17 protein-coding genes and 1 pseudogene are annotated in these 19,499 nt (G+C 69.2%); 10 read left to right on the top strand and 8 right to left on the bottom strand.

All coding sequences use genetic code 11. From position 1 onward, the window contains the following. Positions 1-42: 42 nt before the first annotated feature. On the top strand, positions 43-192 hold the full coding sequence (locus MKK52_RS22395) for a hypothetical protein (protein WP_243957892.1): 150 nt from the start codon (positions 43-45) through the stop codon (positions 190-192). 8 nt (positions 193-200) lie between these two features. On the opposite strand, the gene frc is transcribed toward MKK52_RS22395, so the two are convergent. From frc to MKK52_RS22375, 4 genes are all read right to left on the bottom strand, one after another. Continuing rightward, positions 201-1,478 (bottom strand): formyl-CoA transferase, encoded by a 1,278-nt coding sequence (gene frc, locus MKK52_RS22390; RefSeq protein WP_243958042.1) that lies wholly within the window; start codon positions 1,476-1,478, stop codon positions 201-203. A 165-nt stretch (positions 1,479-1,643) separates the two neighbouring features. After that, the gene (locus MKK52_RS22385; RefSeq protein ID WP_243957890.1) at positions 1,644-3,695 is read right to left on the bottom strand and encodes a GAF domain-containing protein; all 2,052 of its coding nucleotides are present in this window, start codon (positions 3,693-3,695) and stop codon (positions 1,644-1,646) included. Positions 3,696-3,878: 183 nt separating this feature from the next. Further along, on the bottom strand, positions 3,879-5,357 hold the full coding sequence (locus tag MKK52_RS22380) for a PAS domain S-box protein (protein WP_243957888.1): 1,479 nt from the start codon (positions 5,355-5,357) through the stop codon (positions 3,879-3,881). 190 nt (positions 5,358-5,547) lie between these two features. Then, a complete protein-coding gene (locus MKK52_RS22375; RefSeq protein ID WP_409564724.1) occupies positions 5,548-7,161 on the bottom strand; it encodes a methyl-accepting chemotaxis protein in 1,614 nt (537 codons plus the stop codon). Between the two features lie 816 nt (positions 7,162-7,977). On the opposite strand from MKK52_RS22375, the gene MKK52_RS22370 reads away from it, so the two are divergent. The 8 genes from MKK52_RS22370 to MKK52_RS22335 all read left to right on the top strand — a co-directional run bounded on the left by MKK52_RS22370 (position 7,978) and on the right by MKK52_RS22335 (position 16,633). Continuing rightward, on the top strand, positions 7,978-8,367 hold the full coding sequence (locus MKK52_RS22370) for a hypothetical protein (RefSeq protein ID WP_243957884.1): 390 nt from the start codon (positions 7,978-7,980) through the stop codon (positions 8,365-8,367). Positions 8,368-8,412: 45 nt separating this feature from the next. Continuing rightward, positions 8,413-9,093 carry a hypothetical protein gene (locus MKK52_RS22365; RefSeq protein WP_243957882.1) on the top strand — a complete coding sequence of 227 codons (681 nt, stop codon included), beginning with the start codon at positions 8,413-8,415 and terminating at the stop codon, positions 9,091-9,093. A gap of 102 nt (positions 9,094-9,195) precedes the next feature. Next, positions 9,196-10,536 carry a hemolysin family protein gene (locus tag MKK52_RS22360; RefSeq protein WP_409564723.1) on the top strand — a complete coding sequence of 447 codons (1,341 nt, stop codon included), beginning with the start codon at positions 9,196-9,198 and terminating at the stop codon, positions 10,534-10,536. A 73-nt stretch (positions 10,537-10,609) separates the two neighbouring features. Continuing rightward, positions 10,610-11,983 (top strand): TAXI family TRAP transporter solute-binding subunit, encoded by a 1,374-nt coding sequence (locus MKK52_RS22355; RefSeq protein WP_243957877.1) that lies wholly within the window; start codon positions 10,610-10,612, stop codon positions 11,981-11,983. 167 nt (positions 11,984-12,150) lie between these two features. Further along, positions 12,151-12,834 (top strand): lysophospholipid acyltransferase family protein, encoded by a 684-nt coding sequence (locus MKK52_RS22350; protein WP_243958033.1) that lies wholly within the window; start codon positions 12,151-12,153, stop codon positions 12,832-12,834. 34 nt (positions 12,835-12,868) lie between these two features. Continuing rightward, a complete protein-coding gene (gene rsgA / locus MKK52_RS22345) occupies positions 12,869-13,903 on the top strand; it encodes a ribosome small subunit-dependent GTPase A (RefSeq protein ID WP_243957875.1) in 1,035 nt (344 codons plus the stop codon). Between the two features lie 309 nt (positions 13,904-14,212). Continuing rightward, positions 14,213-14,584: a hypothetical protein gene (locus tag MKK52_RS22340; protein ID WP_243957873.1), complete on the top strand. Its 372-nt coding sequence runs from the start codon at positions 14,213-14,215 to the stop codon at positions 14,582-14,584. A gap of 21 nt (positions 14,585-14,605) precedes the next feature. Continuing rightward, a complete protein-coding gene (locus tag MKK52_RS22335) occupies positions 14,606-16,633 on the top strand; it encodes a putative bifunctional diguanylate cyclase/phosphodiesterase (RefSeq protein ID WP_243957871.1) in 2,028 nt (675 codons plus the stop codon). 29 nt (positions 16,634-16,662) lie between these two features. On the opposite strand, the gene MKK52_RS22330 is transcribed toward MKK52_RS22335, so the two are convergent. Both MKK52_RS22330 and MKK52_RS22325 read right to left on the bottom strand, forming a co-directional pair. Then, the gene (locus MKK52_RS22330; protein WP_243958031.1) at positions 16,663-16,953 is read right to left on the bottom strand and encodes a hypothetical protein; all 291 of its coding nucleotides are present in this window, start codon (positions 16,951-16,953) and stop codon (positions 16,663-16,665) included. 311 nt (positions 16,954-17,264) lie between these two features. After that, positions 17,265-17,495: a pentapeptide MXKDX repeat protein gene (locus tag MKK52_RS22325; protein WP_243957869.1), complete on the bottom strand. Its 231-nt coding sequence runs from the start codon at positions 17,493-17,495 to the stop codon at positions 17,265-17,267. 297 nt (positions 17,496-17,792) lie between these two features. On the opposite strand from MKK52_RS22325, the gene MKK52_RS22320 reads away from it, so the two are divergent. Next, entirely contained in the window at positions 17,793-18,608 is an 816-nt protein-coding gene (locus MKK52_RS22320) for a DUF3658 domain-containing protein (RefSeq protein ID WP_243957867.1), read from the top strand. On the opposite strand, the pseudogene MKK52_RS27270 reads toward MKK52_RS22320, so the two are convergent. Further along, positions 18,569-18,754 (bottom strand): annotated as a pseudogene (locus MKK52_RS27270) (hypothetical protein); the annotation flags it as partial. The gene MKK52_RS22320 and the pseudogene MKK52_RS27270 overlap by 40 nt on opposite strands. Positions 18,755-18,769: 15 nt before the next feature. Next, complete coding sequence (locus tag MKK52_RS22310; RefSeq protein ID WP_243957865.1) at positions 18,770-19,498, bottom strand: TetR/AcrR family transcriptional regulator; 729 nt, start codon at positions 19,496-19,498, stop codon at positions 18,770-18,772. Position 19,499 lies beyond the last annotated feature (1 nt).

Raw genomic sequence — 19,499 nt, 5'->3', positions numbered from 1 at the left:
TATCGGGGCTACCGCAGCGCAACATAGGCCCCGGAGACCACGATGCTCGCCACTGCCCTCGCCGCCTTCGTCCTCTTCGCTTCCGTGCAGTGCCTCCTGGTCGTCTACGTCGCCGACAAGCTGACCCCCGGCGCCGCCGACGAGAGCAACAGCCGTCAGCGCCCGGCTGCCAGCCACGCCCGCTACGCCTGAGGCCAGCCTTACTCCGCGGCGATCTTCGTGGCCGGGCCCATCGCGCCCGACCACAGGATCGCGTCGATCTCGGCGGTGGAACAGCCGAGCACGTCGCGCAGGATCTCGTCGGTATGCTCGCCCAGCAGCGGCGAGCGTTCGATCGCGACCGGGTTCGCCGACAGGCGGATCGGATTGCCGACCGTGAGGTAGGATCCCCGCGTCGGGTGATCGACCTCCACTACCGTTCCGCTGGCGCGCAGCGCCTCGTCCTCGGCGATCTCCTTCATCGAGAGGATCGGCCCGCAGGGTATGTCGTAGGCGTTGAGGATATCCATCGCCTCGAACTTGTCGTGCTTCATCGTCCACGCCTCGATGCGCGTGAAGATCTCGTTGAGATGCGGCAGGCGGGCCTGGGGTGAACTGTAGTTCGGGTCCGTCGTCCAGTCCGGCTCACCGATGATGTCGCAGATCGGCTTCCACACCGCCGCCTGCGCGATGAAGTAGATGTAGGCGTCCGGGTCCTGCTCCCAGCCCCGGCATTTCAGGATGCGGCCGGGCTGCCCCCCGCCGGAATCGTTCCCGGCCCTCGGGACGGCCTCGCCGAAGGGCACGCCCTCGCCGAACTGGCTGTATTCCGGGAGCGGCCCGCGCGCGAGGCGCTGCTGGTCGCGCAGCTTCACCCGGCAGAGGTTGAGCACGCTGTCCTGCATCGCACAATCGACCCGCTGCCCGCGTCCGCTCTGCACGCGGTGATAGAGGGCTGTGACGATTCCCAAGGCGAGGTGGAGCCCGGTCCCGGAATCGCCGATCTGCGCGCCCGTCACCATCGGCTTGTCGCCGCGCCAGCCCGTGGTCGAGGCCGAGCCGCCGGCGCATTGGGCGACGTTCTCGTAGACCTTGCAATCCTCGTAGCGGCCCGGCCCGAAGCCCTTCACCGAGGCGAGGATGAGGCGGGGGTTGGCCTCCTGCAGGGCGTCCCAGGTCAGGCCCATCCGGTCGAGGGCGCCCGGCGCAAAATTCTCCACGAGGACGTCGCATTCGCGGATGAGGCGCCAGAGCACATCCTTGCCGGTCGGGTGCTTCACGTCGATCGTGATCGACCGTTTGTTGTGGTTCAGCATCGTGAAGTAGAGGCTGTCGACGCCGGGGATATCCTGCAATTGCTGGCGCGTCGCGTCGCCGCCATCGGGGCGCTCGATCTTGATGACGTCAGCGCCGAACCAAGCCAGCAACTGTGTGCATGTCGGGCCGGACTGAACATGCGTGAAGTCCAGAACCTTCACGCCCGCGAGCGGCGCGCCCATCATGGCTTCCTCCGTCGATGTGAGCCTATCTGGCTTCGATTCACGGGGGCTTGTTCGCCTTGTGCCGTGAAGCGTCCGAGGGAGCCTGCGCCGCGTCCATCATTGTCGCGGGGCATGGGCGACCATCCGACACACGAAGAATGATGGCATACCAAATACCAATAGTCAAAATGGGGTCGTGACCGCTCGCGCCGGAGTGCCGTCCTGCACCGCGTTCCCCGAGCGGAACGCGGCCAGCGGCGCCTCGATGGTGAAGGCGAAGCCCTCGGGCTTATAGGCAAGGGCCACCTCGCCCCCGACCTGACCGGCCAACCCGCGCTCGATCAGCCGGGTGCCGAACCCCTTCCGATTGGGCGGGGCGACGGGTGGCCCGCCGCGCTCGGTCCAGGCGAGCCGCAGCCGCGTCCCGCCTCCGGCCTCCCGGATCTGCCATTCCACGGCAACGCGCCCGGTGACGTTCGACAGGGCGCCGTACTTCGCCGCGTTCGTCGCCAGTTCGTGCAGCATCAGCGACAGCGACAGGGCGACCTGACCGCCGACCAGGATCTCCGGTCCCGAGACGTCGAAGCGCCCGGAGGCATCGGCATGCAGGTGGAGGGCGCGGGTGACGACGTCCCGGATGGGGCTCGTCGCCAGCTCGCCGTCGAGCAGCAGATCGTAGGATTGCCCGAGCCCCGCGAGGCGGCCCGCCAGAACCTCGCTCGCCCCGGTGAGGTCGTCGGCCGAGCGCAGGGTCTGTGTGGCGATGGCCTGCACCATCGCGAGCAGGTTCTTGAGGCGGTGGCCGACCTCGTGGGTCCGCAATTGCTGCTGCTCCTCCGCCGCGATCCGCATCAGGGCGAGGCGCGTCCGATCCGCCACGGCCTTGGCGAAGGCGACCTCCTCCCCCGTCCAGGCGCGGGGCCCGGATTCGTGCAGGCAGAGCACCCCGACGAGGTGCTCCCCGGCCATCGCCGGCACATTGACGAGCGCGCCGATGTCGAAGCGCCGCAGCGCGTCGAGGCTCGCGGCGGTGCGCGGATCGGTGCGCACATCCGCGATGACCACGGTCTCGCCCCGGCGTAAATCGTCGATGTAGCGCCCGTAATCCGCGTAGCGGTGCCGCCCGACGACGCTGCGCTGGCCCTGCCGCGTCCAGCCCCGCTGGAAGTCGATGCCGCTCTCGGCGCGGTCCACGGCGCCGTAGGCCGCGCGCGACAGGCCCAAAGTCTCTCCGGCCGTCGCGGCGGCGAGGGCCGAAACGGAATCGGTCTCCGCGAGGCTTCGGATGTCGTCGCCGAGGCGCGTCAGGGCGGCGAGCCTCACGGAGGCCTGCCGTTCCGTGGTCCGGTCGCGCGAGACCGCGAGCAGCCGTTCCGGCCGGCCGTCTCCGCCCCGTATGGGGGTGACGGACACGTCCCAGTATCTCACGACGCCGCGCAGGGTGTGCGCCCAGCCCTCGAAGCGGCCCTCGCCGCCGGCGGCGGCCCGCGCGACGGCCGCGCGGGCCTCGTCCTCGGACGGCCCCGCCCAGAAGCGGGGCCAGTAAGCGCCATGGATGGTGGCGAAATCGTCGACCTCCATGGCGACGAGGCCGGGGCCGTTCATGAAATCGAGGCGCCCCTCCAGGTCGAGCACTTTGATGCAGTCGGGCGAGGCGGCGAGCACGCTGTGCAGGAAGGCCGCGCTCGCCCGCAGCCCTGCCGCCTCCTCCTCGCGGGCCAACAGGGCGCGGCGGGCCTCGAACAGCGCCATGACCTGATCGGCCAACCCCCGCAGGAAGTCCGCCTGGGATCGCGTCAGGCCACCCTCGCGCGGGGTGCGGTCGATGACGCACACCGCGCCCAGCCCGTGGCCGCAGGCACTGCGAAGGGGGGCGCCCGCGTAGAAGCGGAAGGCGGAGGGACCCGTGACGGCGAGGTTGTCCCGGGTGCGCGGGTCCCGCGTCAGGTCCGAGATGACGAGGGCGTCCGTCTCCGGCAGGGCGTGGACGCAGATCGACCGGTCGAGGCCGGTCTCGGCCTCTTCGAAGCCGATGCGGGCCTTGAACCATTGCCGCTCGGCGGCGACCAGGGTGATCATCCCGACCGGCGCGGCACAGGCCTCCGTCGCGAGGCGAATGAGGCCGTCGAACGTCTCGTCACCCGGCGTGCCGGGAAGACCGTAGCTCGTGAGCGCCGCCAGGCGTCCCGCATCCCCCGCATAGGCCGCGGGATTCTCGGGGCGCGCGGGAATCATGCCGGGTGCGCGACGGCCCCGCGCCGGCCGGCACGGTTCCGCTGCAAGCCGGTCAAAGTCGCCCTGGCTCGGTCCCCCCGATTCCGCACGTGGTCCGCCCCCGTCGCCGCGAAGCAGCGTCGGCCAAGATTACGGTGCCCGCGTCGCCAGGGGAAGGACGGTTCGCCGCGATCCGCCCTCGGGTCAGGCCGCCATGCTGCGCGAGGCGTCACGGACGAGGCGCGTCGCGGCATCGACCTCCCGGGTCGAGGAGGCGATCACGCCGACGCTGTGGCTGATCTCGGAGACCGCGCCGGTCATGGCCTGCATGTTGACCGACATCTCCCGCGCCACGGCGGCCTGCTGCTCCACGGCCGAGGAGATGGCCGAAGAGATGGCGTTCACTTCTTCGATAGTCTCGCCGATGCCGGTGATGGCGGAGGCCGCCCGGTTCGCCGCGTCCTGCGTTTCGGCGATCTGGCCGCCGATGCTCTGCGTCGCCTTGGCGGTCTGCGCGGCGAGGTCCTTCACCTCGGCGGCGACCACGGCGAAGCCCTTGCCGGCCTCGCCGGCGCGGGCCGCCTCGATGGTGGCGTTGAGCGCCAGGAGGTTCGTCTGCGAGGCGATGCTCGAGATCATGCCGACCACGTCGCCGATGCGCTGGGCTGCTGAGGCGAGCCCGGCCACGACGGTGGAGGTGGCGTTCGCCTGCTCGACGGCGCGTCCGGTGACCTGCAGGGCGCGGCTGACCTGCCGGCCGATCTCCCCGACGGACGAGGCGAGTTCCTCCGCGCCCGCCGCGACGCCCTGGGTGTTGCCCGAAGCCTGCTCGGCGGCGCTGGCGGCCCCCACGGCCTGCTGGGAGGCCTGGAAGACGGCGGCGGCGATGCCATCGAGATCGTGATCGATGCTGCGGTGCAGCTCCGCCCGGCGCAGGCGCTCCTCCACGGCGGTGGTGATGTCGGTGGCGAACTTGACGACCTTCACGAGACGGCCGGCGGCGTCGCGGACGGGGTTGTAGGTGGCCTGGATCCACACGGCGCGCCCGCCCTTGGCGATGCGCTTGTATTCGGCCTGCTGGAACTCGCCCCGGCGCAGCCCGTCCCAGAACGCGCGGTAGGCGTCGCCCCCGCGCTCGGCCTCATCGACGAAGATCGCGTGATGCCGGCCCTGCACCTCGTCGAGTCCGTAGCCGACGATCGCGAGGAAGTTGGCGTTCGCAGTCAGGACGGTGCCGTCGAGGGCGAACTCGATGATGCCCTGGGAGCGGTCGAGGGCGTCGAGCTTGCCCGCGTTGTCGGCGTTGCGCAGCTTCTGTTCCGTGGTGTCGGTGGCGCATTTGAACACGCCGTAGGGCTTGCCGTTGCGCCCGATGAGGGGATTGTAGCTCCCCTGGATCCAGACCTCGCGGCCGCCCTTGGCGATGCGCTTGTATTCGGCCTGCTGGAACTCGCCCCGGCGCAAAGCCGCCCAGAACTGCCGGTAGGCGTCGCTCTCGCGCTCGGCCGGGTCCACGAACATCCCGTGGTGCTGCCCCCGGATCTCCTCGATCCGGTAGCCGAGGGCGGCGAGGAATTTGGCGTTGGCGTTCACGACCCGGCCGTCGAGATCGAACTCGATCAGTGCCTGCGAGGCGTCCAGCGCGTTCAGCTTCGATCTGAACTCGGCATTGGGGAGCAGCATCTCAAGTCTCCACGGGGAAGGAGGATCGTCTCCTGTGTTCCCGCCATTTTGCACGGTGACGACTGCCACGGCCTCAAGCCGATCCGTGAATAGCGGGTCAAATCGATGAGGATTCGATTAAATCGATTGTGTTTTCGGCTGGCCGCCGGGAACTACGATGATCGAATTCGCAGCGGCCGTTTGTCGCCGCTCACGCGGCCCGGATCTTGGTCAGGAACCGCGTGACCTCGCCGCCCAGGTGCTCGGACTGACGCGACAGGTCCGAGGCCGCCGTCAGGACCTGCGTGGCCGCCGCGCCGGTCTCCTCTGAGGCGCGGGCGACGCCGGTGATGTTGCTCGTCACCTCGCCGGTCCCGGCGGCGGCCTCGGTCACGTTGCGCACGATCTCCTGCGTCGCCGCCCCCTGCTGCTGCACGGCGGCGGCGATGGACGAGGCGACCGCGTTGATCTCCTGGATGCGGTGCCGGATGCCGTCGATGGCCCCCACGGCGCTGACGGTCGCCCCCTGGATGCGCCCGATCTGCTTCGTGATGTCCTCGGTGGCGCGGGCGGTCTGGTTCGCCAGCTCCTTCACCTCCGCCGCGACGACGGCGAAGCCGCGCCCCGCCTCGCCGGCCCGCGCCGCCTCGATGGTGGCGTTGAGGGCCAGGAGGTTGGTCTGGCTCGCGATAGCCGAGATCATCGACACCACGTCGCCGATCTTGCGCACCGCCTCGCTGAGTTCCTGCACCAGCATCGCCGTCTGGTCGGCCTCGGTCACGGCCTGCCCCGCGAGGTCCTCCGAGCCGGACACCTGCCGGGCGATCTCGTCCACCGAGGCCCCGAGCTCCTCGGCGGCGGCGGCGACGGTGTTGACGTTGGCTGCGGCCTGGTTGGCGGCGGCGGCGACCGTGGTCGACTGGCGCGCAGTGTCGGCGGCGATCCCCGACATGCTGGAGGCGGTGGCCTGCAACTCCGCCGCCGCCGAGGCGACCGAGGAGAGGACGGCGCCCACCGTCTGCTCGAAGGCGTCCGCGAGCTGCGCGAGTTCGGCCTTTCGGCGCATCTCGGCCTCGGCCCGCTCCCGGGCGGCCTCCTCCTCCAGAAGGCGGACGCGCTCGCGCTGCTCGACCTGCACAGTGACGTCGATGGCGAACTTCGTCACCTGCACCGGCCGCCCGTCCGCGTCGAAGACGGGGTTGTAGCTCGCCTCGATCCAGACCTCGTGGCCGCCCTTGCCGATGCGGCGGAACTGCCCCGCCTGGAACTCGCCCCGGCGCAGGGCCTCCCAGAAGCGGGCATAGTCCGTGCCGGCGCGCTCGGCGGGATCGACGAACATCCCGTGGTGCTGGCCGACGACCTCCCCGGCTGTGTAGCCGACCGCGTTCAGGAAATTCGCGTTCGCCTCTAGGACGTGGCCGTCGAGGTCGAAGCTGATCACCGCCTGCGACTTGCGGATGGCATCGACCTGCCCCCGCAGCGCCGCCGCCTCGACCGTCTGCGCCGTGACGTCGGTGGCGTATTTCACCACCTTGGCGACCTTGCCCGCCTCGTCCCGGATCGGGTTGTAGGCGCCCTTGATCCACACGGCCTTGCCGGCCTTCGTGATCCGCTTGAACGCGGCGACCTCCGCGCGTCCGGCGCGCAGCCCATCCCAGAACACGGCGTAGTCGCGGCTGTCGCGATAGGCCGCCTCGACGAAGAGTCCGTGATGGCGGCCCCGGATCTCGTCCAGGGTGTAGCCCATCAGGTCGAGGAACAATCCGTTGGCCGTCAGGATCGTGCCGTCGGGCAGGAATTCGATCACCGCCTGCGCCGCCTCCACCGCCGCGAGGCGGCGGGCATGGTCCCCGGCTTCCAGGCGGGGCGCGGCGTCGCTCCAGGCGAGGGACTGGCCCACAGGCTCGCCCTCGACCGTCACGGGCGCCGCCGTGACGTCGTAGACGCGCTCGCCGAGCATGGCCACGGCCGTCGCCCCCCGCTTGTCCAGGGCGGCGAGGGACCGTCCGTCCGTGTCGCGGCAGAGGCCATCGATGTGCCGGCCGACGACCTCATCCGGCCGGATTCCGGCGAGGAGGTCGGCCATGGCCGGGTTGATCGCAGTGACGAGGCCCTTCCCGTCGAGATTCAGCACCGGCGTGCGGAGGGCCGCGAGCGTCGCGGCACGCGTGACGGCGTGGCGGCGCCGGGCGACGAAGTCGAGCATGACGGGATCCCTGTTGTAGGCGGCGAGCCCGGCGCCGCGGGGCGGCCGCAAGGGGCTCGGTCGTGGCCTCATGATCGGCCCAGGGCGCTACCGAAGTCTGAATTCGATCGTCCAAAGCCCGCGGCGAACACATCATTCGGGGACGATAATGCACTAACAAACGATGATTTATTGATGTGTGGCGGCGTCGTGGAAGAAATCATACCAAGCCGCGCAGGTTTTGCCACGGAGCCCTCGCGTCCCCCGGTCCACCGGGGCCGGGGCAATGCGTGGTACGATCTTTGCTTTACTAACCGAGGTTAGACTTGCCGATCCCATGTACCGGCCGTTGCCTATGGCCGAAGTTGGTTGCAACGGCCCGGGATCGTCCATTATTTTCGGAACGCTTCCTCCGCGACATGGCTTCATTCCGTGAAACCGCGTGGGAGATGCGTAATGCGCCAGACACTGACCACCGTTGCTCTGCTGACCCTGTTGGGTCTGAGCCCGGTCGCCGCCCAGACCACCGTGACGGGCAAGCCTGCCCCCGATGCCACGACGAGCGAGTCGTCGGGCGGCCAGAAGGCCGTCGCCCGGCCCAACACCGACCGGCCGGACGCCCATAATCCGAGAACGACCGCGACCGCCTCGGGCGCCAAGCTCGAGGAAGGCGCCAACAGCTTCACCGAGGCGCAGGTCCGCCACCGTCTGGACGAGGCCGGCTTCAAGGACGCCAAGGACCTCAAGAAGGACGACAAGGGCATCTGGCGGGGCACCGCGATGATGAACGGCAAGGCCGTGCCCGTCGGCGTGGACTTCAAGGGCAACGTCGCCGCTCCCCACTAGCGGCACCGGACGGCCAGCACCCCGAAATCCTGTCAGGAGGCCACCATGGCACAGCAGACCATTACCGCCCTGTTCGACCGCTACGACGACGCCGGAGAGGCCGTCGCCAAGCTGGAAGCCGGCGGCATCCCCCATGCGAACGTGAGCATCGTCAGCAACAACGAGGGTGACCGGCACGCGGGCCGCCTCGGCTCGGGGACCGATCACGACACCAAGCAGGGCGCGGAGACCGGCGCGGGCACCGGGGCGACCCTCGGCACCGTGGCGGGCGGCGCGGCCGGATTGCTCGCGGGCCTCGGCCTCCTGGCGATCCCCGGCGTGGGACCGGTGGTGGCAGCCGGCTGGCTGGTCAGCGCCCTCACCGGCGCGGGCATCGGCGCGGCGGCGGGCGGTCTCGTCGGCGGTCTGGCGGGTGCCGGGCTCAACGAGAGCGACGCCCATGTCTACTCCGAGGGCGTGCGCCGGGGCGGCACCCTCGTGACGGTGCGCGCGGACGACTCGCGGGCGCCGATGGTGATGGACATCCTCGAGCAGCACGGCTCCATCGACATGGACGAGCGGACCCGGAACTGGAAGTCGGACGGCTGGGAGATGCCGGCCGCCACCGCCTCGACCCAGCCGACCGACCTGCAGCCGTCGCCCTCCGGCACCGGCCTGTCCTCGGCCGGCATGGTCGACGGGCGCAGCCGCGTCCGCGCCTACCCGAGCGCCGAGAACATGCCGTAAGGCAAGTCGACAGCACTGCGGCACGGACGGCGAAAGCCCGTAGGCTGAACGCCGTCCGTGCTGTAAGGACCCGCAGGGCGTGGGGCTTGGCGGGAGGCGACGATTTCTGACGATGGTTGGGGTACTTTCGTCGGGTTGTTCGCCGTCCTCGCCCTCGTTCTCGCGAACGGATTCTTCGTGGCGGCCGAGTTCGCCCTGGTGGCGGTCCGGCGCAGCCGCGTCGCCGAACTCGTCGCCGAGCGGCGCCTGAACGCCAAGGCGCTGCTCTGGGCGACCGACCACCTCGACGCCCATCTCGCGGCCACCCAGCTCGGCATCACCATCTCGTCGCTGGCCCTCGGTTGGGTCGGCGAACCCGCCCTGGCCCGGCTGATCGAGCCCGTCCTGGCCTGGCTGCCCGATACGCTCTCGACCGCGGCGGCGCACACGGTCGCGGTGGTGATCTCGTTCACCATCATCACCGCCCTGCACATCGTGCTCGGCGAGCTGGCGCCGAAAAGCCTCGCGCTCCAGCGCAGCGAGCGCACGGCGCTGGCGATCATCCGGCCGCTCAGCCTGTTCCTAATCCTGTTCCGCCCGGCCATCTCGTTCCTCAACGGGCTCGGCAACGGCGTCCTGCGCCTGTGCGGCCTGCAACCCGGCCACGGGGAGGGCGGCCACCACTCGACCGCCGAATTGAACCTGCTGGTCGAGGCGAGCCGCGAGGCCGGCCTCCTCCGCGAGGCGCAACAGGAGGCCGTGGAGCGCATCTTCAAGCTGGGAGATCGCCGGGTCCGCGAGATCATGACGCCGCGCCACGAGGTCGAATGGGTCGATCTCGACGCGCCGCCGGACGCGATCCTCCGGGCGGTGCGGGCCTGCAGCCACGCCCACGTCGTCGTCAGCCGGGGCGGCATCGACGAACTCGTCGGCGTGCTACGCAAGCAGGACCTGCTCCACCAGATCCTCGACGGCCAGCCGCCCGACGTCGAGGCGGCGACCCAGCCCCCGAACGTCATCCACGAAACCCTGACGGTCCTGGCCGCCCTGGAAAGCTTCCAGCGCAACCCGGTGCAGATGGCGGTGATCGTGGACGAGTACGGCAGCCTCGAAGGTCTCGTCACCCAGACCGACCTGCTGGAGGCCATCGCGGGCGACATCCCCGAACCCGGTGAGGATCCGTCGGTGGTCGAGCGGGAGGACGGCTCGCTCCTCATCGACGGCATGATGCCGGCCGCCGAGGCCTTCGAGCGCCTCGCCTTCGCCGAGCCCCCGGCCATGGACGATTACGCGACGCTCGCCGGCTTCATCATCAATCGCCTCGGACGCATTCCGGCGACCGGCGACACCCTCGTGGCCGAGGGCTGGCGGCTGGAGGTCATCGACATGGATGGCCGCCGCATCGACAAGGTCCTCGCCGCGCCGCTTCCCGACCGGCCCGTGGCGGCCAGCGGAGCGGATTGACCGGGTTTGCCGTTAGGCTTCCGGGCTTCGGGCCCCGACCGGTTGCGGGGGAAGCGTATTGCGGACATTGGCGTTGCCCGGCCTCCGCGAGGCCCTGCTGCCCCTCGGCCTCGTGGCCTTCTTGGTCTTCGGCGGCGTCGCCGCCTACTGGCTGACCCGCCCGACGACGCTGACCCTCGCGGTCGCCCCGCAGGGCGGGACGGAGCCGGCGCTGCTGCGGGCCTACGCGGCGGAACTCGCCCGGCGGAAGCTCGGAATCCGGCTGAAGGTCGTGGGCTTCGACGGCGTGCGCGAGAGCGCGGAGGCGCTGAAGGCCGGACAGGCCGACCTCGCGGTGGTCCGGCCGGACGTGGCGCTGCCGGGCAACGGCCTCACCCTCGCGGTGCTGCGGGCGCTGGCCGCCTTCGTCGTCGCGCCGGGAGCCTCCGGCATCAAGGCCATACCGGACCTCGCGGGCAAGCGGCTCGGCATGCTCGCTGGGCGGACGGCAGACCGGACGCTGCTGCGCAACCTCGTCGCCCATTACGGGCTCGACCTCCTCGCCGACGCGCCGGCCGGCGACATCGGCCCGAAGGCCGTCGCCCTCGTCCCGGTCGAAGAGGCGGACGTCACCGCCGCCCTCCGGGACGGTCGCATCGACGCCCTGGCCCTCGTGGCGACCCCCACTTTCCCGGCGGCGCGGCGGGCGGTCGGCGCCGTCGCCGACGCGGCCGAGGGCGGCGAGGTCGACCTCTTCGGCGTGTCCGACGCGGCGGCCGTGCTGGCGCGCTGGCCGCGCCTGCAGCCGGTCACGGTGCCGGCCGGGCTCTATGGCGGCCATCCCCGCCTGCCCGCCGAGGACGTCGCCACCGTGGGCTCGTCCTACCGCCTGATGGCGCGCGCCGGCCTGTCGCGCAGCGTCGCCGCCGAGGTGACGCAGCACCTGTTCGAGATGCGTTCGACTCTGGCGGAGACCGTGCCGGCGGCCGAGGACGTCGTGCACCCGGATTACGAGGACACGGCGGACGCCACGAGCGCCCGCCTGCCCATCCATCCAGGGGCCATCGACTATTACGAGCGCGAGCAGGAAACCTTCATCGAGCGTTACGAGAGCTGGATCTACCTTGTCGCCATCCTCGGCGGCGGCCTCGGCTCGACGGCGGCGTGGCTGCGCCAGCGCCTCGGACGGATCCGCCGGGAGCGGATCGAGGTGGCGACCGCCCGGCTGCTAGAATTGCGGACGGAGGCGCGGCGCGAGACCGACCGCGTGCGCCTGGGGGCGATGGCGGGGGAGGTGGACGACCTCGCGGGCAGCATCGCGCGCCACGCCCTGAACCGGCCGACCGAACCACGCACGCTCGGCGCCGCCACCGTCGCCATCGAGGCGGCGCGCTCCACCGTGCGGCGGGCGCTCGACGCCGCCGCGCCGCCCGCACGATCCGGGACGACGGACGTTATTCAGTCATGATCGGACGGCATCGCGTCGCGGATCACCGCCCGAGCCGGCAGATCGCGGCCGAAACGTCGTGCGTCCCGCGCCGCGAAACGCTATTCAGACCATCTGCCCTGGCTCGGGCCCGATCAAGAGGACCCACCTTGGCACGCGTCCGGTTTTTCCTGTTCGCCTCGTACTGGATGGGGTGGACAGCTTTGTTCCTCGCGCCGCTGGCGGTCTTCGCCCTGGCCGGATCGCCGACCCGTCCGATCCGCGCGGCGACGCGCCTGTGGGCCCACGGCATCCTCTTCGGCCTGCGCCGCCTCGTCGGGCTGAACTACGTCGAGGAGGGGCGGGAGCACATCCCCGCCGAACCCTGCCTGATCGTCGCGAACCACCAATCCGCCTGGGAGACCCTGGCCTTCCTCGTGCTCGTCCCCGACGTCGCCATCATCGCCAAGCGCGAATTGCTGGCGATTCCCGTGGTCGGCTGGTTCCTGCGCCGCTCGCCGATGATCGTCATCGATCGCGCCAACGGCACGCAGGCCCTGCGCACGATGATCGAGGGATGCCAAGCGGCCGTCGCGTCGGGCCGCTCGGTGCTGATCTTCCCGGAGGGGACCCGGGGCGAGATGGCCGATCCCGTGCGGTTCAAGCGCGGCGTCGAACTGCTCTACGGCCGCCTCGGCCTGCCGGTGGTGCCGGTCGCCGTGAATTCCGGCCTGTTCTGGCCCGGCGGCGGCCCGGCCCGGGCCGGCACCGTCGTGGTGAGCTACCTCGCCACCCTCGACCGGAACCTGCCGACCGCCGAGTTCCTGCGCGCCACCGAGGGCGCCATCGACCGCGAGCTCGACCGCTGGCGCCCCGCTATCGCCGGAGCATGAGGCGGATGGCTGGCCAGGCGCGTGAGGGCGTGTCATGGGCCGGACCGTGACCGATCATCCGACCGCCCCCCAACCTGTCGACCTTGCAAGTCTGGGTTGGTCAGATTTCTTCGAAGACCAGCGCGAGCCCCACGAGGCCGATCTCGCCCCGATGCGGATCGCCGCGATCCACCGCTCTCGCCTGACCGCCCTGTCGGAGGCTGGCTCGGTCGAGTTGACGCTGGCCGTCCGTGCCAACGCGGGCGATTTCACGGTGGGCGATTGGATCCTCGTCGATCCCGAAACCCGGACCCTGCATCGCCGTCTGGACCGCCAAACGGTGATGGAACGACGCACGGAAGGCAGCAAAACGCTTCAAGCTGCGGCGGCCAATGTCGACACGCTGTTCATCGTCACGTCCTGCAACGCCGACTTCAATCCCGCGCGCCTGGAGCGCTACCTGGCCCTGGCCAATCAAGGCGGCACGCAACCCGTGCTCCTGCTCACCAAGGCCGACACGACGGACAATTTGGAAAGCTACCAGCGTGAAGCGTCCGCGTTGCAACGCGGGCTCGCCGTGATGACGGTCAATCCCCGTCTCCCCACGGCTGCCGACACGCTGGCTCCGTGGTGCGGGATGGGACGGACCGTGGCGCTGGTCGGCTCCTCCGGTGTCGGCAAATCGACTCTGGTGAACACGCTGGCGGGTCCCGATCAGGCCCTTCCCCAGGAGACCGGCGGCATTCGCGAGCATGACGCGAAGGGACGCCACACGACCACCGGCCGTTCGTTGCATCGGATTGCCGGCGGTGGCTGGGTTATCGACACGCCGGGAATGCGAACGCTGCATCTCGGTGGCGCCGCGGAGGGGCTCGACATCGTGTTTGCCGAGATCGTCGAACGCGCGCCCTCGTGCCGATACCGCGACTGTACCCACGCCCACGAGCCCGGCTGCGCCGTGACCGCCGCGGTCACCGAAGGCACGATCAAACCGGAGCGATTGGCCCGGTGGCGCAAGCTCTCCGAGGAGAACCGGGACAACACGCCCGTATCGGTTGGGCCGCGCGGGCGCCACCGCACCCACAGCTGAGCGACTGAGACGCGTCGTCAGGCCCAGCGCGCGGGCGAGACAATCTTCGGTAACAATGAGGACCAGATTAGACCGGCAGCGGCATCGGAGGTGATTTTCCTGCCACGAAAGAGGTCAGTCCGGTTGCGAAATAAATAGTTTTCGATCCGATGAGTGGCCGATGTAGCCTCCTTTCATCGATCCGTTTGAGGGTTCCGCAGCGGACAACGTTCATGATGGCGTGACGAGGAGGCAACCGTCCTCTTCCGCCCGGAAAGAACTCCGGGCCCGCTTTCGAGCGCCGCCGATCGCGGCGTGAGGTTCACCTCCATGAGCGAGATCATCCTGCCGGCGGACGTCGACGACGCGCCCCTTCGCGACGAGGACGCGCACCTCCACGAGGCGACACGCGCGACCATGCTCGCCGAGACCCTGCAACTCGGCCGGTACTCGGCGGTGACGCAGGGCGCCCTCGTGCTGATGCTGGCCGGGATCTTATGGAACATCGCCTCGCAGGCCTACCTGTACGGCCTCGCGGCGGCGGTGACCGCCCTCTGCGCGGCGGCCTTCGTCGCGCTGGCCCGCTACAGCGGGCGTTTCGGTGAGCGTGCGGTCGCCCGCGAAGCCTTCGTCGTCCTCCATGTCCTGGCGCTCGGCCGGGGGCTCGCCTGGGCGAGCATGCCGGCGGTCCTGTTGCCGTAGCTCGACAACGCCTACCGGCTCGTGGTCGGGGCCGTCTGCGCCGCCCTGATCTCCCATGCCTACGTGGTGGGTCCGATCTTCTCGCTGGCGCTCCTGGCCGTCGTGCCGGTGGTCGTGGGCATGTTCGTCGGCCTCGCCGGCTGCGAGGGTCCGGTCGGCCAGTACGTCGCCTTGTTGCTGTCGCTCTATGCGACCTTCGTGTTCTTCACGTCGCGCCGGATCTGCCGCCACGCCTCCCAGCGCATCCTCGACCGCGTAACGGTGCAGGCGCAGAGCGAGACCATCGGCTTCCTGCTCAAGGACTTCTCCGAGGGCACCCGCGATTGGCTGTGGGAGACCGACAAGCTCGGCCGGATCCGGCAGGCCCGCGCGGACCTCGCCGGCCTGCTCGGCGTGAACGCCGCAGAGCTTCGCCACCGGACGCTGCCGGCAATCCTGCGGGCGTTCGCCCATCCGGACGGCGATGGCGCGGACGCCGAAGCGCTCGCCGCCGCCATCGAGTCGCGCGCGCCCTTCCGCGACCGGACCGTCCGCTTGCAGACGGACGGCGGCACACGGTGGCTCACGCTCAACGGCAAGCCCGTCCTCGACGCGGGAGGAGCCTTCGCGGGCTATCGCGGCGTGGGGTCGGACACGACCGAGAGCCGGGAGGCGCAGGCCCGCATCGCCTTCCTCGCCGGGCACGACAACCTGACGGGATTGCCCAACCGCAGCGGCTTCCAGGACGTGCTGACGACCCTGTGCCGCGAAGCCAGTTCGACCGGGCGCAGCAGCGCGCTGTTCTACCTCGACCTCGACGGCTTCAAGGCCGTCAACGACAGCCGCGGCCATCTCGTCGGCGACCGCCTCCTGCAAAAGGTCGCCGGGCGCCTGACCGCCATCGGCGGTCCGCACGGTGTTTTCCGCCTCGGTGGCGACGAATTCGCGATGGTCGTGCGCGACGTCGGGTGCTCCGATCCCGAGGCGCTCGCCTCGCGGATCGTGGACGAGCTGAGTCGGCCGTTCCAGATCGACGAAGCCCGGCTGGAGATCGGAGCCAGCGTCGGCATCGCCTACGTGCCCGACGAGGGTATTGCGCCGGAGACCCTTCTCATGCGCGCCGACCTCGCCCAGTACGCGGCCAAGGCGGACGGCAAGGGCTGCTGGCGCACCTTCGACCCCTCGCTGGAGCAGCGGGTCGTCCGCCAGCGCCAGCTCGACGTGGACATGCGCGTTGCCCTCTCGGCCGACGCGATGGAGTTGCACTACCAGCCGCTGGTCGACATGCGGAGCGGGCGCGTCGCCGGCTTCGAGGCCCTGCTGCGCTGGAACAGGCCCGGTGACGGCTGGGTCTCGCCGGCGGAGATCATCCCCATCGCCGAGGCGACCGGCTTCATCGTGGACATCGGCCGCTGGGCATTGCGGCGCGCCTGCACGGATGCCAGAGGCTGGCCCGATCTGCGGGTTGCCGTGAACATCTCCTCCCTGCACATCCGGATGCCGGGCTTTCACGCGGAGGTCGCCGCCATCCTCGGTGAAACCGGGCTCGCCCCGGACAAGCTCGAGATCGAGATCACCGAGTCGGTCCTGCTCGATCACGGGCCGGAAGTGCTGGAGAACCTGAACCGCCTCCGCGCGACGGGCGTGCGTATCGCGCTGGACGATTTCGGCACGGGCTATTCGAGCCTGAGCTACCTGACCGAATTTCCGTTCGACAAAGTCAAGGTCGACCGCTCGTTCGTCCGCGATCTCCAGGGGCGGCCCGAGAAGGTCGCCGTCGTGGAGGCGATCGCGCGGATGGCGCGGGCCCTGTCGATGACCGTGACGGTGGAGGGCGTGGAGACGCGCCAGCAGCTCGACGTCCTTAGGGACAAGCGCTGCGACATCGCACAGGGCTTCCTCTACAGCCCCGCGCGCCCGGCCTCCGAGATCGCATCACTCGTGGAACGGATCGAGGCGTTGGTCCTGCCGACCGTGCGCATGACCGATCCGGACGACGGATCGGGCGTCTCCGGAAGCGGCCACCCCCCTGGTGGCCGCCCGGCTCTCTCTCTGGTCCGCGCCTCCTGAACGAAACCGGCGTCGCCGCGACGGCGGGATCAGTAGCCGACGTAGCCGCCCGCACCCTGGCTCGGACGCGCCATGCCATTGCCGGTCACGGGCTGCGCCACCGGTCGCATCGGCGGGGCGACCTGCCGGTTCCGCGCCTGCCGGTTCGCGAGGGCCCGACCCGCCGCGCATCCGCCCAAGGCCCCGAGTACGCCGTGCCCGGCGTAGTGACCGGCGATGCCGCCGACGATGGCGCCCTTGATGCAGCCCTTGGCCTCGGCCGCCTGGCTGGCGACCAGCAGAGAACTCGCGGCCACCGCGGCCATAGCGACACGCTTCATCATGGTAATCATGTCCTTCGCGGCACCGCCGCCGCGTGCATGATGTAAGGGGTTGCCCGGCGGCTTGAAGAGGTCGTCCTCCGATTTTTTATAGTCTTTCGCGTCTAAAATTTTTGGATCGAGAGATTTGCATTGGAACAATGATCGAACCACCGGTCAGCAGAGCGCCGGCCGCGCTTCGCGGGTCGGTTACCGATCCGGCCGGCCGTGTGGAGTGTCACTTACGCCGTCGCGGTTTTGCAATGAGGGCGATTTGCACGGGGCGGGAGGTCGGGCGGCCGAACACAGCTCACCCGACGACCCTCTCGATGCTATTTCTTCATCGGATCCTTGGACATGCTGTCCTTGGCCATGTGATCCTTGGCCATGTGGTCTTTATCCATGTGATCCTTGGCCATCGCATCCTTCTTTCCCATGGAATCTTTGGCCATGGAGTCCTTGGCCATCGTATCCTTGCCCATGGCTTCGGCGGCGATCACCGGGCTCGCGGCCACCAAGGCCGCCACGAAGACGGCTGAGGCGAGACGGAACAGATTGGTCATTTCTGAGCTCCTGCAGTTCAGTGCCGCGTTGGTGGCACTCAGCAGAGTTCGTTACCGCATCCTCCCGGTTACATTGCTATACCGACGAATTCGGGCGTCCTCGGCCAACGAGCTTCGATAATGTCCACGAAGCTGTTCCACGGGTCTTCGCTTGTGGGATGCCCCGTTGCGCGGGACCCTCGGTGAGCTGTCATAGAACGTTACACGGCCGGCCCGGCGGGTAACATTCTCGCCACGTCGGAAGGCGACTCTGATGTCTCCGCCGCCCCGACGACCGCGCGGCGATGGGGGTCGCAGATGTCCGATGCTGCCGAAATGGTCCACGTGACGTGGGGTGTGAGCCGGGCGGATACCCTCCGTGAAGCGCTCCGATCGCAGGGCGACGACGCGCGCGTCATCGCGCTCTCGGGCTCCCTGAATTACGGCCCCATCAATCCGCCGGACCCGGATGTTCGGCACGCTTGGCTCAAAGCCGTCCTGCGGCCCGATCCCTACGCCGATCAGCGGGAGGTGGAGGAGCCTTGGGCGGAAGCCACCTCGGCTCGGGTGCATCCCATTTACTGGGTCTGCAAGAGCGACGCGGGCGAACACGCCAGTTTTCTCGAATTCGCGTTCCGGATGAATGGCCGTTCCTTCGACATCATCGACGCCACGGACCTCGATTTCGTCACGCGCGACGGCATCCGAAGGCCCTGGTCGCTCGGGATCATGCGTCGTGAGGACATCGTCGCGTCTGGCCTGGGGGACAAGCGACGCGCCTTCTCACGGGCCGAGTGCGCTGCCGCCGCCGCTGCGTGGGCGGCATTGAGGCGCGAGGATGCCCCATTGCGCATCGTGCACGACGGCCGCTTGGTGTCGGCTCCACTGACGCACTTCGACGCTGCGCTCATCTCCCAAGCCACGGGAGACTGGGAAGTCGCTGCGAGAGTGATCGGGCGCACGATGCACCATCTGGCCGTCGAGGTTGACCCACCGGGCCAAGCGGTCAGCGACATCGTTCTGTTCGGCCGTATCCAGGCTCTCGGAGATGCGGGCGGTCTGGAGATGAGAGGGCCGGGACCCGGCATGCGCGACTACGAGGTCAGGACGCCCAGCACCGGCTTATCGGCCTGAGAGGCCGATGTGAGTGTAAGGGGCGTGGCGCAACCTCGGCTGCGGACCGAAGACAGGCGTCTCCCCTCCCGCTTTCGTGTTTTGTTCGCCCTGGCAAAGCCAAAGCCCTTCCGCAGCCACAGCATGGCCTCGAAGCCGCAGATCGTAAAGCACAGAAACGGTTATACGGACTGTGTTCCCGCGTCGCTCCCGAGTGGTTTCACATTTTCAGACGCCGCATTTCTTACACTTTCCATGAAGATAAAACGTGATCCTTCTAGGAATGAGATGACGTCATCCGAAATTGTCTGCGAGAGATTTTGCGGAATAGGCCATCCATAGACGAATTTGCGGATCGCCAGATAGAATACCTTCCCATGCATGGCCCAGGCGGCTTCGATTTCCCGCTCCGTCAAGGGTACGATCTCCGGGGCCGGGAGGCCGAGATCGGCCCGGACCTCCGCGCAAATCGGATGAATGACCCGCTCGCGGATGATCGTGAGGTAACGGGGCGCGATGTCGTAACCCTTCAGACCTGAGAAGACGAAGATCCGGACCCACACGAAATCGAAGATTTGCTCGGTGTATTCCGCGTAAAAGCGGACGATCCTGTAACTGAGCGGTTGAGACCGATCCCTGACCAATCCCGTCCAGGCCGGATTCCAACGCTTGACGTAGACGTGTTCGTAGACGCGGTCGAGCAGCGCCTCCTTGGTCGGAAAATACCGGAAGATCGCCGAATGGGTGATGCCCAGTTCCTTCGCCAGTTCCCGGGTCTGACCGCCGAGTCCGTGCTCGGCGAAAAACTGCGCGGCGGCCTCCACGATCTGCTGCTCGCGCTCGGCAGCGGGGAGGCGGCGCCGGATCTTCTTTGCCTTGGGAGACTCGGGGTCGTCGACGGTCGGGGCCATG

Source organism: Methylobacterium sp. J-067 (genome assembly GCF_022829465.1).
GTDB classification, from domain to species: domain Bacteria; phylum Pseudomonadota; class Alphaproteobacteria; order Rhizobiales; family Beijerinckiaceae; genus Methylobacterium; species Methylobacterium litchii.
Note: the sequence above shows the minus strand (reverse complement) of the source record. Positions and strands in the feature narration are given on the sequence as shown.

Excerpts from the sequence above, each read along its gene's own strand:
- MKK52_RS22395 (WP_243957892.1), top strand. The coding sequence starts at position 43 with ATGCTCGCCACTGCCCTCGCCGCCTTCGTCCTCTTCGCTTCCGTGCAG.
- frc (WP_243958042.1), bottom strand. The coding sequence starts at position 1,478 with ATGGGCGCGCCGCTCGCGGGCGTGAAGGTTCTGGACTTCACGCATGTT.
- MKK52_RS22385 (WP_243957890.1), bottom strand. The coding sequence starts at position 3,695 with ATGATTCCCGCGCGCCCCGAGAATCCCGCGGCCTATGCGGGGGATGCG.
- MKK52_RS22380 (WP_243957888.1), bottom strand. The coding sequence starts at position 5,357 with ATGCTGCTCCCCAATGCCGAGTTCAGATCGAAGCTGAACGCGCTGGAC.
- MKK52_RS22370 (WP_243957884.1), top strand. The coding sequence starts at position 7,978 with ATGCGCCAGACACTGACCACCGTTGCTCTGCTGACCCTGTTGGGTCTG.
- MKK52_RS22365 (WP_243957882.1), top strand. The coding sequence starts at position 8,413 with ATGGCACAGCAGACCATTACCGCCCTGTTCGACCGCTACGACGACGCC.
- MKK52_RS22350 (WP_243958033.1), top strand. The coding sequence starts at position 12,151 with ATGGGGTGGACAGCTTTGTTCCTCGCGCCGCTGGCGGTCTTCGCCCTG.
- rsgA (WP_243957875.1), top strand. The coding sequence starts at position 12,869 with ATGGGCCGGACCGTGACCGATCATCCGACCGCCCCCCAACCTGTCGAC.
- MKK52_RS22340 (WP_243957873.1), top strand. The coding sequence starts at position 14,213 with ATGAGCGAGATCATCCTGCCGGCGGACGTCGACGACGCGCCCCTTCGC.
- MKK52_RS22330 (WP_243958031.1), bottom strand. The coding sequence starts at position 16,953 with ATGAAGCGTGTCGCTATGGCCGCGGTGGCCGCGAGTTCTCTGCTGGTC.
- MKK52_RS22325 (WP_243957869.1), bottom strand. The coding sequence starts at position 17,495 with ATGACCAATCTGTTCCGTCTCGCCTCAGCCGTCTTCGTGGCGGCCTTG.
- MKK52_RS22320 (WP_243957867.1), top strand. The coding sequence starts at position 17,793 with ATGTCCGATGCTGCCGAAATGGTCCACGTGACGTGGGGTGTGAGCCGG.
- MKK52_RS22310 (WP_243957865.1), bottom strand. The coding sequence starts at position 19,498 with ATGGCCCCGACCGTCGACGACCCCGAGTCTCCCAAGGCAAAGAAGATC.